Below are 14,346 nucleotides of genomic sequence, written 5' to 3'. Positions count from 1 at the left end.
TTTTGGATAAGCTGAAGAAGTATTAACTTTGCGGAAAAATTTTAGATTGATATGAGAAAAACTCAGATTACAATAGATGTAGAGCTGGATGAGAACCACATTCCTGAACATATAACATGGAATGCTCAGGACGGAGGCGTGGAAAAAGAAGAAACAAAAGCTACGATGATCTCGGTTTGGGACGACAAAGCAATGGAAGCTTTAAGAATCGATCTTTGGACGAAAGAAATGCCTGTGGACCAGATGAAAATGTTCATCCACCAGATTCTCATATCTTTAGGAAATACTTACCAGAGAGCAACCGGAGAGGAAGATGTTGCACAGTGGCTTGAGGAGATTGCAGAAGAATTTGCTGTGAAATCTGCGATAAAAATGTAAAACCACTACACCAATCACAAAATACATGAAGAAAACACTTTTACTTATCGGGACAATGATATTGTTGGTCTCTTGCAATAAAAAAACTGAGGTAAAGGAAACAAAAACCTCTGACTCTGCCATTCAGGCAGATAAACTCCCAGCCGCTGAAACCACAGCAACTTCAGAAACAGAAAAAGTTCCAGAAAATGCTGCATTGGATGTCGCTTTATTTAAAGAGAAAGATATTCCGGTAGTCATGTTAAAAGGAAGCCTCCATCCGCATGATATGGAAGGTGAATCTGTTATGGAGCTTGTTCCCAGCATGGATGATTTCATTAAAGGAAACGGCTCGGATATTGCTTATATAGATGATTCCCTGAAGAAAATCATTCTCAGGATCAACGGAAAGTTTGAAGAACTTAAGGAAACAGGCAAAGATCAGTATGAAAACAGTGAGTATCTGGTTTCATTTACAACAACTGTTCCTGATCAACTACCGGAAGAGATAAATGTTGTGACTTATGCTTTCAACGGAAAGCTTGAGGTAAAAAGAAAATCTGATAACATTTCAAAGAGCCTTGACTTTTTCATGGCAGGCTTATAAAAAATAAAATAGTATGAATTTTAATACAAAAGTAATTCACGGAGGGCAGCACCACGAGTCTGCAACAGGTTCTGTAAATGTTCCTGTATTTTTAACGTCTACATTCGCACAAAAAAGTCCGGGAGTACATTCAGGATACGAATATTCAAGAGCGGCCAACCCTACAAGACAGGCTTTGGAAGATTCTCTGGCAAGCATTGAAAACGGAGCGAGGGGGCTTGCTTTCGGTTCAGGACTTGCGGCCATCGACTGTGTTTTGAAATTATTAAATCCGGGCGATGAGGTAATTGCTGTAGATGACCTTTACGGAGGTACTTACAGAATGTTTACCAGACTTTTTGAAAAATACCAGCTGAAATTTACGTTCGTGAATTTTGATGATGTTTCCAAAATTGCTGATGTTATTACAGACAAAACCAAACTGATCTGGTTAGAAACTCCAACCAATCCGTTGATGAAGCTTGTAGACATTAAAGCAGTCGTTGAAATCGCTAAAGGAAAAGATATTCTTGTAGCTGTTGATAATACTTTTGCAACGCCATATATCCAGAGACCTATTGACCTCGGAGCAGATATCGTCATGCACTCGGCTACCAAATATTTAGGAGGGCATTCTGATGTTATTGCCGGAGCATTAATTGCAAAAGATGCTGAACTGGGAGAAAAACTTCATTTCATCCAGTTTGCAAGCGGTGGTATTCTGGGACCTCACGATTCTTACCTTGTTTTAAGAGGAATCAAAACCTTGGCATTAAGAATGCAGCGCCATTCGGATAACGGACTTGCTGTAGCCAAATATCTTGAAACCCATCCTGCAGTGGACAGGGTAATCTATCCGGGATTGGAATCTCATCCTCAGTATGAACTTGCCAAGTCCCAAATGAACGAACCTGGAGGAATGGTTTCTTTTACCTTTAAATCAGGGAAAAAGAAGATGCTGTGAAATTCCTTGAAAAAGTAAAGGTTTTCACTTTGGCAGAATCTTTAGGCGGGGTTGAATCTTTAGCCAATCATCCTGCATTAATGACGCATGCTTCTATTCCTGCAGATAAACGTGCAGAATTGGGTATTACAGACGATTTGGTTCGCTTAAGCGTTGGTATTGAAGATGCAGAAGATCTAATTGCGGATCTTGAAAGAGCTTTTTCTTAACCCTTTAAAATAAAATAATAATGAGAAAGATTTTGTTTTTTCTGATCTTAAGTTTTTTCAGTCAGATTAGCTATTCACAGGTAAAAACTACCGATGAATTGTATAAAACAGCCAAGAAGCTGGACAGCCTGATATTTGATATAGGATTTAATAAATGCGATCTTTCTCATTATAAATCTATAGTCAGTAATGATCTGGAGTTTTATCACGATAAGGGAGGGATTACTTCCGGAGAAAAAGCCTTTACCGCTTCCATTAAAAACAATATTTGCGGAGGCCCGAATAAAGTAAGACGAGATCTTGTCCCTAATAGCATGAAAGTGTATCCTTTATACAACAATAATGTTCTGTATGCCTTTGTACAGGAAGGGGAACATGAGTTTTTCGAATTTTACAACGGAAAATGGGTTCAGGGAAGTCGTGCGAAATTCAATATTTTATGGGTTTTGGAGGATAAGCAATGGAAAATGAAGAGAGTACTGAGCTACGATCACCATTTATAATCAATATGAAAAATACCAGAAAAGTTACGCTTGGAGATTTAAATCAATTAGCAGAATTATTCGATCAATACAGGATTTTTTATCACAAAGAATCCGATATTCCTTCCGCCGAACGTTTTCTCAGAGAAAGAATAGAGCATCAGGATTCTGAAATTTTTGTAGCGGAAAATGATGGTCAACTGACGGGATTCGTTCAGCTGTACCCTATATTTTCATCTACAAGAATGCAGCGTTACTGGTTGTTGAATGATCTTTACGTCAACCAAAATCACAGGGGAAAAGGGTATTCCAAAGAGCTTATTGAAGAAGCAAAAGACCTTTGCAGATCATCCAATGCCTGCGGAATTCTTCTCGAAACCGGAAAAAGCAATGATGTAGGAAATCAGCTTTATCCCGCATGTGGTTTTGAGCTCTATGATTCTGTGAATTTTTATGAATGGACGAACATAGAGAATTAAAGTGTACACTCATTGCTTATTACTCATCACTAATAATTAAAAGATATGTCAGATTTTCAAAAATACATCCAAAGATATCTTGATCAGATTCCTTCCGGAAGCTGGATTGAAGAATTAAAGAAATCAGGTGAGAAAACAATAGCTGTCTATTCGGATCTTACTGAAGGTCAGTCTCTTTTTGCTTATGCTGAAGGAAAATGGACCTTGAAAGAGCTTTTGCTGCATTTATCAGATACTGAAAGAGTATTTCAGTATAGGTTACTGGTTTTTGCCAGAGGAGACAAAGCAGCATTGCCAGGTTTTGATGAAGAAGAATATGCAGCTCATTCTTTTGCCAATAAAAGATCTCTGGAATCTTTACTGGAAGAATATAAAACCGTGCGGAAATCTTCCCAAATCCTGATTGAAAGCCTCGAACCATCTGCGCTTAAGAACATAGGAACGGCTAATGGAAATGAATTGACGGCAGAAACAGTCGGCAAACTAATTGTAGGACACAATTATCACCATTTGAAAATTATTGAGGAGAGATATTTGCCGGGATTGAAATAAAATCGGGATCCAATTTCAATGATATTATAAAATTCAATAGGAACGGGCTTTAGCCCGTTTTTTTTATAAATGATTTAAACGGCTTTAGCCAAAACCTAATATGGCGACCGAAAACCCAAACATTTACCCTCATATTTTTGGCTGAAATTCACCATTTCTTTACCTTTATACCCAGGTTTTAAACCTGAAAATTATGGAAAACATTATCGAAATATTAAAATCCGGCGGAACCATCCTTTATCCTACAGACACCATTTGGGGAATAGGCTGCGATGCCACGAATATAGAAGCTGTCAATAAGATTTTCGACATCAAAAAAAGGGAAAAAAACAAATCCATGATTATTCTTGTGGAATCTGAAAAGAGACTCCAGGAGCTTGTGGATGTTCCGGAAATGGCCTGGGAAATTATTGACATTAGTGAAAAACCGGTAACGATTGTTTATGAGAATCCCCGCGGGCTTCCGAAAGAATTGCTCGCTGAGGACGGAAGTATCGGAATCAGGCTTATAAAAACTGATTTCTGTAAAAAACTGATTACAAAGCTTAACAAACCTTTGGTTTCCACCTCGGCTAATTTCAGTGGCGATAAAAGTCCGTTGAAATTCTCCGATATTTCACCTGAAATTATTAAGCTGGTGGATTATGCTGTGGAAGAGGACCGGGAAAAAGTTTCAAAATATTCAGGTTCTTCCGTGATAAAAATATGGAGCGATAACAGGATTAAGGTTCTTCGTGAATAAAATCCCGTATTAAATATTCCAATTTAAAATCTTGCCCACGCATATCGGCAGGATTTCTTTTTTTAATTTCTATCTTTGCAGTCTTCAACTGATAAAAGACATGCCATGAACCACCAGAAGTTTGCTGAAGAATGGATCCGTGCCTGGAATTCCCATGACCTGGAAGATATCTTGTCCCATTATACAGAGGATATAGAGATCACAACTCCCATGATTGTAATGGCTACAGGTGGGAAAGAAAGTACATTGAAAGGTAAAGATGCCGTCCGGGAATATTGGAAAAAAGCACTGGATAAATTTCCTGATCTTCATTTCGAGCTGATACGCTCAACGGCAGGTGTAAATTCGGTAGCGTTGTTCTACAGATCTATTATGGATAAGCATGCTGTAGAGGTCATGTTCTTTGATGATGATGAAAAAATTAATAAAATGTACGCCCATTACGATTGATGGGAATGTATTGCTAGAAAAAGACGATCTATTATTAACGATGAAAATTAATCTTACCCAAAATAAAAATTTAAAACTGTTCAAAATCATTGCTGAGGCTGCGGAAAAAAACAGCCAGTCGGTATATATTGTCGGTGGGTATGTCCGCGATCTTCTGATGAAGAGAACAGCGTCTACGGATATCGATTTTGTGACGGAGCAAAGCGGGATTGAGCTCGCTCAAACCGTAGCACAGGATATTGATCCTAAATTAAAAGTTTCGGTCTTCAAAACTTACGGTACGGCCATGATCAAATATAAAGATCTTGAGCTTGAATTTGTAGGGGCCAGAAAGGAAAGCTATACCGAGAACAGCCGAAAGCCTGAAGTAGAAGGCGGAACACTGGAAGATGACCAGAAAAGAAGAGATTTTACCATCAATGCAATGGCAATTTCTTTAAATAAAGCTAATTTCGGAGAACTTGTTGACCCTTTCAACGGGGTTGAAGATCTTGAAAAAGGAATTTTAAGAACTCCTTTGGAACCTGCCCAAACCTATTCCGATGATCCTTTAAGGATGATGCGGGCCGTTCGTTTTGCTTCGACACTGAATTTTGTGATTGAAGAAAAATCCCTGAATGCGATCAGGCAGGAAGCAGAAAGAATCAAGATTGTTTCTATGGAAAGGATCATGGTAGAATTCAATAAAATCATGATGTCTAAAAAACCTTCCGTAGGGCTGGGATTAATGGAAGAAACAGGACTTTTAAAGCTGATCATTCCTGAACTGATAGAGCTGAAGGGAGTAGAAGAGGTAGAAGGCCAGACGCACAAAGATAATTTCTATCACACCCTTGAAGTGGTGGATAATATCGCTGAAAATACAGATAATTTATGGTTACGGTGGTCGGCACTTTTGCATGATATAGGCAAGGCACCTACCAAAAAGTTTGTTGAAGGAACCGGATGGACTTTCCATGGCCATGAGTTTTTAGGCTCAAAAATGGTAAAAACCCTGTTCAACAGGCTAAAACTGCCATTGGGAAGTGATATGAAATACGTACAGAAAATGGTAAAGCTTTCATCACGCCCGATTGCTCTGATCACAGATGATGCTTCAGACTCTGCACTGAGAAGACTCCTGTTTGATGCCGGTGAAGATCTGGAAGACCTTTTTACCCTGTGCAAAGCAGATATCACGACCAAAAACTCTAAAAAACAGGACAGGTTCAAAAAGAATTTTGAATATGTAGCGGTGAAGATCAAGGAAGTGGAGGAAAAAGACCAGGTCCGCAATTTCCAGCCACCGATTACCGGAGAAGAAATCATGCAGATGTTCAATCTCAAGCCCGGAAAAGAAATCGGAATCCTTAAAGAAAAAGTAAAAGAAGCCATTCTGGAAGGAGAGATCCCGAATGACAAGGAAGAAGCTGAAAAATTTGTGATTGCCGAAGCTGAGAAGCTGGGATTGAAAGCATAATTAAACTTAGAATAATATTAAACGGTTACGGCGGGACGAAGTCCCGCCGTAACCGTTTTACCTCTTAAAATAAAATCCGGCCGCTTCTTTGCAGAAGAGACCGGAAAAAAAACACAAATGATGAAAAAAATAAAAAATTATGTGATAATACCGGAGTATTAATTCTTAGTTAGGATAAACGGAGTTGGAACCTATACCCGAAGTGAATGATTTGATAATAGTTCCTGAAGTATTGTAAACTACAATTTTACTGTCCTGGGTAAATCCGTTGGAATCCGATGTGAAAATTTTATCGTTGATTACGCTGAATCCGTATAAAGCGGAATAATCATCAACACTGTTCGCTACGGTGAATAATGGTGATGAAGGAGCCGTTGTAGCGCTCATATCCATTCCGTATACTTTCTTTCCTGAAGTGAAATAGAATTTACCGTTGGAAATTTCAAGATTTTTTGCATCGGCAATTCCCGTTAAAGTAGTTGTTTTTGTAATGCTTCCTGTGCTTGATATCTGGTAGATATAAGAATTAGCGGCATCTGCAGCAATTGCGTATACATTTTGATTGTTGGAGATGATCTTGTTGATATTTCCGACAGGAAGAGTGATCGTAGACTGAACCTCGTTAGTAGAAGTATTGATGTAAGTGATCTTATTTCCAAAACCGAAAGAAGCATTCTGTACAAAAATATTGTTTCCGGCTTCCACAATTCTCTCGGCAGCATCCGTGAAAGCAATTTTTTTGATGAAAGAACGGTCTGAAACCCTGTAAATGCTTACATACTTATCGCCCATATATTTATCATTCGTTACATAAATATTATTGTTGGCAAAAGCCATATAGCGGGGAGAATTAAGTTCAGCGGTAATTTGGCCGTTCGCTTTAAAGTTGGAACGGTTGGCAATTTGGATTCTATTAGAATTATTCAGTAGAAGATAAGCATTTTCACCATTGAAGGCAATCATCTGTAAAACATCCCCCAGCTTTGAACCACCGTTATTAAATGCAAAAATGTTATCCTGTTTAAGGCTTAGGTCTGCGCTTACAAATGTTACGTCTGCCTCGGGCTTTCCGTAAGTCCCTTCATTGGCAATTAAAAAGCCGTTACCGTAGAATATTTCCTGCTCCTCAGTATTGTCACTGCTACAGGACACGATGCCCAGAAGAAGTGTAAAAGCAAAAAGAAGATGTAGAAGTTTTGTCAGTTTCATAATATTTTTAAGTTTAAAAATTAATTGTTGCATAAACACTGTAATTTCTTTTAGGCATCGGGTAAAGAGATACTGTCTGGTAATAGGTATCCGTGACGTTATTTACTTTAAATCCTAAAGTGTATTTCTTGAAAAGCGATGCAGAAATTCCGGCATTCAAAATAAAATATGGGTCAATCGCTACAGATCTTTTTTCGTCGGATGTTGTATACGTAAGGCCGTTGAACATTCCCTGAGCATATACTTTGAATAAAGAATATCCATACTCTATATTTCCGACTGCCTTGTGCATCGGAACATACATCCTCTGCAAATCAGTGTCTTTGTTGATCGATTTTGAATACGTATAGCCTCCGTCCAGCTTCAAAGCATGTTTACCAAAGGTTTTATTCCAGGTAACCTGAGATTCCAGACCGTAAGATTCAACCCTGTACGTATTAAATGGTGCCCAATACCCCAAAGAGGTCGGAAGCCAGTTGATCAGGTTTTTGATATCCATATAATAAGGGCTTAGAGCAATCTTAAAATCCCCAAAGCTGAACTCATGGTTCATATCAATATTTACAGAGGTTTCCGGAACCAGATCCAGATTTCCTCCCGGCTGCCAGTAAAGATCATTAAAAGAAGGGTATCTGAAGTTTTTGAAAAATTAATTCCTACATGATACCATTTCACAGCATTCCATTTCCCGGAAAAAGAATACAGAAGGGGAGAAGAGATGTCTTCTACAAAATCCTTCTTAATTCCTGCTTCGAAACGGAGATCTTTTGTAGCAAAATATCTTATTAAGCCGGATAAGGAACCTACATTTCTGCTGACAACCCCAATTCCTGATTGACTATTTTTGTCCGATTGGTAACCTTCACCCTTGTTCACCTGAAATTCCCCGATAGCATTGATGTTGATCTTTGGAGTGATGAAATAATTGAAATCATTCTTAAAAATGTAATTCTTTCCGTCTGCCCCACTTGCCTTAGGTTGGTTAATATCTGCAAAATACTGGAAATTATCCTCTGTGTAAGCCATTTTCAGACTGTTGGAAAGATTACTTTTGTTAATGTCCCATGCAATCAGGCTTCTTAAAGTCTGCACCTTATATTTCGTTTTATTACCGTTCAGTTCGAAAATAGGATAATGCTGGGAAGCATCAAACATCTGGTTTTGCCATGAAATAGTCTGGTGGTCAGCAATTTTATACGCTACGCCAATATTGACCGAAGTATTATAATATCTTCCGTTGGTATTATGAAACCCGGTATTTCCTACCACGAATTCAGGAACCTTGTAGTCATTTTGACTGGTTATATAGCTTCCTGAAACCTTTACACTCAATTTTTCATTGCTGAAAGCAGCCTGTGCAAAATTATTATAGGTATCAAAAGATGCCACCTCTGAAAAAACAGAAGCCTTAAAACCCCTGTTGAAATCTAAAATGTTATTTAAATGAATGCTTCCCCCGATAGCACCGCTTCCATATACAACACTTCCTCCGCCAGCTTTTATATCAATCTGATCATATCCGAAGAGAGGAATATTATTCACATCCCCTTGCCCCAAAAAGCTCGAGTTGATATTGATTCCGTTCCATACAAAAGCAGTCTGCTGAGCCGTTGTTCCCCGGAATGATGGTGAAGAAACAGCACCACGACCGTTTTCTTTAATGTAAATGGAAGACTGGAAGCGTAAAAGTTCAGATAGATTGGTTGAGTTTTTCTCAACATCTTCAGGAGTAATTGTACGGACCGGGTGAAAAAGTTTTGCTTTTTTCATCTGGCTGTCGAAAATATAAATAGTGTCAACAGCTTTCTCCTGTCCGAAAAGAAAGCCGCCAAAAGACGAACAAAGCAGTAATAAAGACCTTTTTATATCCATACTATTTTACTTTTCCTCCGAAAGTAATCCGTTTTTAGTTATAATTCTGGCAGGTCTCCTGACTTTCGCTTTCTGCACCTTCCCGTATGAACAGTGGTTTTTTGCAGAAAATCTTATTGCGATCTACAGTTGCGGGGACAGTTTGGGCATCGCACCCAATTCCCTATTATTTCCAAAATGCTGGAAACCAAAATTTTTGCAAAGATAACTTTTTATATGTATTTCACAAAAAGGGTAAAAAAATGAATGATAAGGTCAATAGTGAATGGTCAATTTTGCTTCGCAAGATAATACAGATATATGAATTGAATGAATTTTTTCAAACCAACTCTTCACTTGCAAAGCAAAATTTACAATTGACAAAATTTCATCTTACAAAAACGATGAATCAAAATAAAAAGGTAACAAATCCTTAATAGAATGCACCTTCACGACCTCATCATTCATGCTTGAAAAATAAAGGTCTATGTTTTCACTTTGTTTTGTCTCATATTCTATTAAACTTTGTCTGCATGCTCCACAAGGAGGGATCGGAGGATTTTTCTCATGGAATTCCTTTGGTCCGCCCACTACAAAAATCTTCTTGACCTTTACATCAGGAAAATTAGCAGCCACCCAGAAAAGAGTCGTTCTTTCCGCACATAGTCCTGATGGATAGGCTGCATTTTCCTGGTTGTTACCTGAGTAAATTTCACCGTTTTCCAGCAGAACAGCACATCCTACAAGGAAGTTCGAGTAAGGCGCATAGGCATTTTCACGGGCCTGTTTGGCACTCTCGAACAGTTTTTTTCTATATCGCTCAGTTCACTGCTGTTTTTAAAGTGCTCGTAACTGATCTGTATGTCTTTTTTCATATATTAGTCATGACTAAAAAAGGGGGCTAAAAGTACTCCTTTTTCACCAATTGAACAATGTTTTTTTATTCATCCATTAAATTGAAAATTCAAAAAAAATAAAATGCTGTATACACCAATAAAATTCAGAAATGTAGAACTGAAAAACAGATGGGTAATGTCTCCTATGTGTATGTATTCCTGTGAAAATGGCATGGCCAATGATTTCCATTTTGTACACTACGGGAGCAGGTCACAAGGAGGAACCGGACTGATCATGGTAGAAGCTACAGGCGTAGAGCCGCGGGGAAGAATCACCAATCACTGTATGGGAATCTGGAACGATCAGCAGGCAGAGGAACTGAAAAAATCGTTGACTTTGTCCATTCCCGTTCAGAAAGTAAAATAGGAATCCAGCTTGCCCATGCCGGAAGAAAGGGCTCCACGTGGAATAATATACAGATTCCCATAGAAGAAGGCTGGGAAACAGTAGCTCCCAGCGGTATTCCTTATCATCCCTCTGAAAGGATTCCCCATGCCCTCACTGTTGATGAGATCCGGGAACAGGTTCAGAATTTTAAAAATGCAGCTCAAAGAGCAGTAAAGGCCGGCTTCGATATCATAGAAATTCATGGTGCACACGGATACCTCATCCATCAGTTCTTATCGCCGCTTTCCAACATCAGAACGGACGAGTACGGGGAAGCTTTGAAAACAGGATCCGATTTCTGGTCGAAATTGTTGATGCTGTAAATGAAGTACTGAATGAAGATACCGCCCTTTTTGTAAGAATTTCCGGTACTGAGTATGCGGAGGGCGGATGGAATATTGATGACAGTGCCGAACTTGCCAAAGTATTAAAAGAACATTCCGTGGATCTGGTTGATGTTTCAAGCGGAGGAAATATTCATGGAGCAAAAATACCTGTGTTTGATGGATATCAGGTTCCTTTTTCGTCTCAGGTCAGAAGAGAAGCCGGGGTCAGAACCGGAGCGGTGGGATTGATTACCAAAGTAGAGCAGGCCGAAGACATATTGGAAAAAGAAGATGCAGACCTTATATTTATTGCAAGAGAGATTCTAAGGAATCCCTATATTGCTGTTCAGGGCTCCTTTGAAATGAAGGCTGACTGCTTCTTTCCCCATCAGTATACAAGGGCGAAAATTTCATCGTAACATAAAAAATGAAAATCGAAGACTTTATGCTTACCTGTCCCAGCAAGAGATTTCTGGGAATAGAATGTTTGGGATGTGGTGCCCAAAGGGCAGTTATGCTGGTATTTGAAGGGAAGTTTTCAGAAGCTTTTCATATGTATCCGGCAGTTTATACATTATTGCTGTTCTTTTTCACATTAGGCATGAGTTTCGCAGATAAAAAAAGAAAATATGGGAGTATTTTGATGGCCTTGGTTATTATCAATCTGGTTATTATGGTCATATCCTATTATTATAAACATTTTTATAGCCATTCTCATTTATAAAATAAGGAGAGACTATATTTTTTAATCCTTATGTAAGATGGGTAGAAAAAAGTCGTAGAATTACTACAAAATGTAAATCTATCGGGTGAAAATTTTTTAAATTAAAGCATGAAGTTTATCTTTGTTTGGACAAACTTTAAGAATCGTATAATCATTAATGATTAAAATGTAAGAATATGGCAGGAAATTCAAGAGGAATCTTAAAATTCAATGGAGGCGAAGGACAAAAATTGTTAAAACTTAACTATAACGTATCAAGGTCTACCGATGTTTCGGGACGTGTGGCATCCGACCCTTCGAATGCTTTGATCAAAATAACCATTGAAGCAACCGAAAAATCAGATATTCTGGAAAGTCTGTTGAACAGCAAATATAAACCAACCAGCGGTGAAGTTACATTCAATAAGTCTCATGAAGAGGGAACATTGATCACCCTGAAATGGGAGAACGGATACGTAATCCACCACGAAGTGGATTTTGATGCTATCGACAGCAACAATATGCTGGTAAGCTTTGTAGTAAGCGCAGAAAGCATTACCTATGGAAATTCACTATACGACGGATTCTGGCCATTAAGCTAGACCCGGAATAGTACAAAATACAAAGAGACTGTCCCTCAAGACGGTCTTTTTTTACCTGTTGTGAACACTATTTTCTAACAAGGAATCTTTGTTTATTCTCAAAAATTCCCGATTGGATGAATAATATACACATTTTAACACAAATCACTTTATAAAATATGTCTACTACACCAGAAAACTCAAGCGGAAAAGCTTTTCGACCGTCACAAAATGCAGACGGGGTATCCGAAAATCATCATGCCGGTATCAACCGTCTGGTAAAACTTTCCCTGGTTATAGAAGGAAAGATTATCAAATTTTATAAGCATTTTAAACTTAAGCAAAGTACCCAGCGTCATCATGAATTTACGCTTACCCTGGCTCATGATACCTTAGGGGGCCGACAGACCCATTCGCTGGAAGATGCCAATAAATTCCTTGGAAAACGCCTCACTGCAGTTATTTCCTATAAAGATATAGATAACAGCCCGGAAAGAACATTTGTGGGTATCATTACCGGAGTAGCTTTCAGCCAGGAAAAGATGAGCCTGGGGAATATTGTGCTTACAGGATGCAGTCCTACCATTCTTCTGGATGGTGCTTCTCATATCCAGAGTTTTGGAGGAAGCCAGCCGGTCAATATCGGAATCATTGCAGAAGAAGTTATCAAACAGGGAATTGATAAAAGCCGCTTTGATATCAGAGTTGATGCCAATAACTTCTCTCAGATTATCTACAGCAGCCAATACGACGAGACTCACTACAATTACCTCGCAAGAATGGCTGAAGCCTATGGCGAACAGTTTTTTTATGACGGTGAAGTGCTTCATTTCGGGAAACTTCCGCCTCAGAACAAACCTATTATCCTGACGTACGGAAGCAGTGCCAACGATATTAAAGTTGAACTGAAAGCGATTCACACCAAACCTCAGTTTTACGGCTATAACAGCAACAAAAATGAGAAGCTAACTTCCGGCTCTACACCTATTCAGCATGTGAGTGATATGGCGAAAACAGCTTATGAACATAATAACAGTATTTACAAAACTCCTGCGCTTCAGGTAGCTCCTATCAAAGCGTCCACCCACCTCGATGTGGAATACTCGCAGAAAAGTGCCTCGGGAAGTGCAGCAGTGAACGTTTTTTCCATTTCAGGAAATACAACGGTTCCATTCCTTCATCCGGGATGTATTGCAGATGTTCAGATGAGGAAGCAGGACTCCAATGAAACGTCCTATTTTACAAGAATCATGATCACGGAAGCTGAGCATGAGATCGACACTATAGGCCATTATAAAGGAAGCTTTGCAGGAATTGCGGCAGATACCGGATTTCTTCCCAGACCGGAATATAAAATCCCTAAAGCAGAACCGCAAACTGCAGTGGTAATATCCAATACAGATCCGGAAGGACAGGGCAGGATTCAGGTGCAGTTCGACTGGCAGACCAGCGATACTACACATTTTATCAGAATGATGAGCCCCGATGCGGGAGGAACAGATCAGATCACTCAAAACCGAGGATATGTAGCCATTCCGGAAGTGGGAGATCAGGTGATGGTCAATTTTGTCCACAGCCATCCTGACAGGCCTTTTGTAATGGGAGGAATGTTCCATGGTGGAGTAGCATTGGGCGGAGGTGTCAACAATCACCTGAAATCTATCCAGACCAGAAGCGGAATCAGAATTTTAATGAATGATGAAGAAGGAAGTGTGAAAATCATGGATCCGAGCGGGAATATCTACTTCATGGATGGTGCCGGGAATATAAGCATGAAAGCCCCTAAAAACTTTACACTGAATGCCGGAGATAATATCAATATCACCGCAGGAAAAGAAATTTTGATCAGTGCAGGAGAAGGAATCAACAGTTCTGCCAATAACAGTATCATTTCTACAGCAGGAAAAGATATTGTACAGACAGCTTCCGGTGATATCCGCGAATCTTCGGATACCAGAACTGAAATGGTGGAAAAAGAATTCAGAAGACAGTCTGAAACCTCCAATGAAATAGCCGGAGAGATATCCATGTTCAGCGAGCTTGAAAACATGACGATGCAGAGCGGTAAGATCGTGGAATTCAACAGTGCTGAAAAATCAAAACTTTTCTGAT

14 protein-coding genes, 3 pseudogenes and 1 riboswitch are annotated in these 14,346 nt (G+C 39.1%); of the genes and pseudogenes, 13 read left to right on the top strand and 4 right to left on the bottom strand.

The features are described 5' to 3' along the window. The first annotated feature begins 51 nt into the window (after positions 1 to 51). From gldC to N4G44_RS15120, 9 genes and pseudogenes are all read left to right on the top strand, one after another. The gene (gene gldC / locus N4G44_RS15160) at positions 52 to 378 is read left to right on the top strand and encodes a gliding motility protein GldC (RefSeq protein ID WP_474928092.1); all 327 of its coding nucleotides are present in this window, start codon (positions 52 to 54) and stop codon (positions 376 to 378) included. 25 nt (positions 379 to 403) lie between these two features. Continuing rightward, positions 404 to 964 carry a hypothetical protein gene (locus N4G44_RS15155; RefSeq protein ID WP_474928089.1) on the top strand — a complete coding sequence of 187 codons (561 nt, stop codon included), beginning with the start codon at positions 404 to 406 and terminating at the stop codon, positions 962 to 964. 13 nt (positions 965 to 977) lie between these two features. Then, a pseudogene (locus N4G44_RS15150) lies at positions 978 to 2,116 on the top strand (cystathionine gamma-synthase). Between the two features lie 20 nt (positions 2,117 to 2,136). Next, positions 2,137 to 2,619: a nuclear transport factor 2 family protein gene (locus tag N4G44_RS15145; RefSeq protein ID WP_474928087.1), complete on the top strand. Its 483-nt coding sequence runs from the start codon at positions 2,137 to 2,139 to the stop codon at positions 2,617 to 2,619. 5 nt (positions 2,620 to 2,624) lie between these two features. After that, positions 2,625 to 3,077 carry an N-acetyltransferase family protein gene (locus N4G44_RS15140; protein WP_474928085.1) on the top strand — a complete coding sequence of 151 codons (453 nt, stop codon included), beginning with the start codon at positions 2,625 to 2,627 and terminating at the stop codon, positions 3,075 to 3,077. Positions 3,078 to 3,122: 45 nt separating this feature from the next. Beyond that, on the top strand, positions 3,123 to 3,629 hold the full coding sequence (locus tag N4G44_RS15135) for a DinB family protein (RefSeq protein WP_474928083.1): 507 nt from the start codon (positions 3,123 to 3,125) through the stop codon (positions 3,627 to 3,629). A 193-nt stretch (positions 3,630 to 3,822) separates the two neighbouring features. Then, positions 3,823 to 4,371 (top strand): L-threonylcarbamoyladenylate synthase, encoded by a 549-nt coding sequence (locus tag N4G44_RS15130; RefSeq protein WP_474928081.1) that lies wholly within the window; start codon positions 3,823 to 3,825, stop codon positions 4,369 to 4,371. Positions 4,372 to 4,476: 105 nt separating this feature from the next. After that, entirely contained in the window at positions 4,477 to 4,821 is a 345-nt protein-coding gene (locus N4G44_RS15125; RefSeq protein WP_474928079.1) for a nuclear transport factor 2 family protein, read from the top strand. A gap of 40 nt (positions 4,822 to 4,861) precedes the next feature. After that, a complete protein-coding gene (locus N4G44_RS15120) occupies positions 4,862 to 6,280 on the top strand; it encodes a CCA tRNA nucleotidyltransferase (RefSeq protein WP_474928077.1) in 1,419 nt (472 codons plus the stop codon). A gap of 165 nt (positions 6,281 to 6,445) precedes the next feature. Here N4G44_RS15120 and N4G44_RS15115 read toward each other — a convergent pair whose 3' ends face one another. The 4 genes and pseudogenes from N4G44_RS15115 to cdd form a co-directional block, all read right to left on the bottom strand. Continuing rightward, the gene (locus N4G44_RS15115) at positions 6,446 to 7,489 is read right to left on the bottom strand and encodes a YncE family protein (protein ID WP_474928076.1); all 1,044 of its coding nucleotides are present in this window, start codon (positions 7,487 to 7,489) and stop codon (positions 6,446 to 6,448) included. A gap of 13 nt (positions 7,490 to 7,502) precedes the next feature. Beyond that, positions 7,503 to 8,072: a TonB-dependent receptor domain-containing protein gene (locus N4G44_RS15110; protein WP_474928348.1), complete on the bottom strand. Its 570-nt coding sequence runs from the start codon at positions 8,070 to 8,072 to the stop codon at positions 7,503 to 7,505. Beyond that, complete coding sequence (locus N4G44_RS15105; protein ID WP_474928075.1) at positions 8,051 to 9,361, bottom strand: TonB-dependent receptor; 1,311 nt, start codon at positions 9,359 to 9,361, stop codon at positions 8,051 to 8,053. The genes N4G44_RS15110 and N4G44_RS15105 overlap by 22 nt, the downstream gene beginning before the upstream one ends. Before the next feature lie 31 nt (positions 9,362 to 9,392). Beyond that, positions 9,393 to 9,568: riboswitch (cobalamin riboswitch) on the bottom strand. A 165-nt stretch (positions 9,569 to 9,733) separates the two neighbouring features. Further along, a pseudogene (gene cdd, locus N4G44_RS15100) lies at positions 9,734 to 10,215 on the bottom strand (cytidine deaminase). A gap of 103 nt (positions 10,216 to 10,318) precedes the next feature. Between cdd and N4G44_RS15095 the strand changes: the two are divergent. From N4G44_RS15095 to N4G44_RS15080, 4 genes and pseudogenes are all read left to right on the top strand, one after another. Continuing rightward, positions 10,319 to 11,369: pseudogene (locus N4G44_RS15095) on the top strand (NADH:flavin oxidoreductase/NADH oxidase). Between the two features lie 8 nt (positions 11,370 to 11,377). Further along, positions 11,378 to 11,674 (top strand): DUF2752 domain-containing protein, encoded by a 297-nt coding sequence (locus N4G44_RS15090; protein WP_474928073.1) that lies wholly within the window; start codon positions 11,378 to 11,380, stop codon positions 11,672 to 11,674. A 176-nt stretch (positions 11,675 to 11,850) separates the two neighbouring features. Beyond that, positions 11,851 to 12,255 carry a type VI secretion system tube protein TssD gene (gene tssD / locus N4G44_RS15085; RefSeq protein ID WP_048502252.1) on the top strand — a complete coding sequence of 135 codons (405 nt, stop codon included), beginning with the start codon at positions 11,851 to 11,853 and terminating at the stop codon, positions 12,253 to 12,255. A gap of 158 nt (positions 12,256 to 12,413) precedes the next feature. After that, positions 12,414 to 14,345: a type VI secretion system Vgr family protein gene (locus tag N4G44_RS15080; RefSeq protein ID WP_474928071.1), complete on the top strand. Its 1,932-nt coding sequence runs from the start codon at positions 12,414 to 12,416 to the stop codon at positions 14,343 to 14,345. Position 14,346: the final 1 nt, after the last annotated feature.

Source organism: Chryseobacterium sp. GTID13 (genome assembly GCF_056172655.1).
The sequence above is the reverse complement of the archived record's forward strand: the minus strand, read 5'-3'. Positions and strand labels throughout refer to the sequence as shown.

Bases quoted from the DNA above. Each gene is read 5' to 3' on its own strand.
- N4G44_RS15125 (WP_474928079.1), top strand. From the start codon at position 4,477: ATGAACCACCAGAAGTTTGCTGAAGAATGGATCCGTGCCTGGAATTCC.
- N4G44_RS15130 (WP_474928081.1), top strand. From the start codon at position 3,823: ATGGAAAACATTATCGAAATATTAAAATCCGGCGGAACCATCCTTTAT.
- N4G44_RS15120 (WP_474928077.1), top strand. From the start codon at position 4,862: ATGAAAATTAATCTTACCCAAAATAAAAATTTAAAACTGTTCAAAATC.
- N4G44_RS15135 (WP_474928083.1), top strand. From the start codon at position 3,123: ATGTCAGATTTTCAAAAATACATCCAAAGATATCTTGATCAGATTCCT.
- N4G44_RS15155 (WP_474928089.1), top strand. From the start codon at position 404: ATGAAGAAAACACTTTTACTTATCGGGACAATGATATTGTTGGTCTCT.
- N4G44_RS15090 (WP_474928073.1), top strand. From the start codon at position 11,378: ATGAAAATCGAAGACTTTATGCTTACCTGTCCCAGCAAGAGATTTCTG.
- gldC (WP_474928092.1), top strand. From the start codon at position 52: ATGAGAAAAACTCAGATTACAATAGATGTAGAGCTGGATGAGAACCAC.
- N4G44_RS15115 (WP_474928076.1), bottom strand. From the start codon at position 7,489: ATGAAACTGACAAAACTTCTACATCTTCTTTTTGCTTTTACACTTCTT.
- N4G44_RS15145 (WP_474928087.1), top strand. From the start codon at position 2,137: ATGAGAAAGATTTTGTTTTTTCTGATCTTAAGTTTTTTCAGTCAGATT.
- N4G44_RS15140 (WP_474928085.1), top strand. From the start codon at position 2,625: ATGAAAAATACCAGAAAAGTTACGCTTGGAGATTTAAATCAATTAGCA.
- N4G44_RS15105 (WP_474928075.1), bottom strand. From the start codon at position 9,361: ATGGATATAAAAAGGTCTTTATTACTGCTTTGTTCGTCTTTTGGCGGC.
- N4G44_RS15080 (WP_474928071.1), top strand. From the start codon at position 12,414: ATGTCTACTACACCAGAAAACTCAAGCGGAAAAGCTTTTCGACCGTCA.
- tssD (WP_048502252.1), top strand. From the start codon at position 11,851: ATGGCAGGAAATTCAAGAGGAATCTTAAAATTCAATGGAGGCGAAGGA.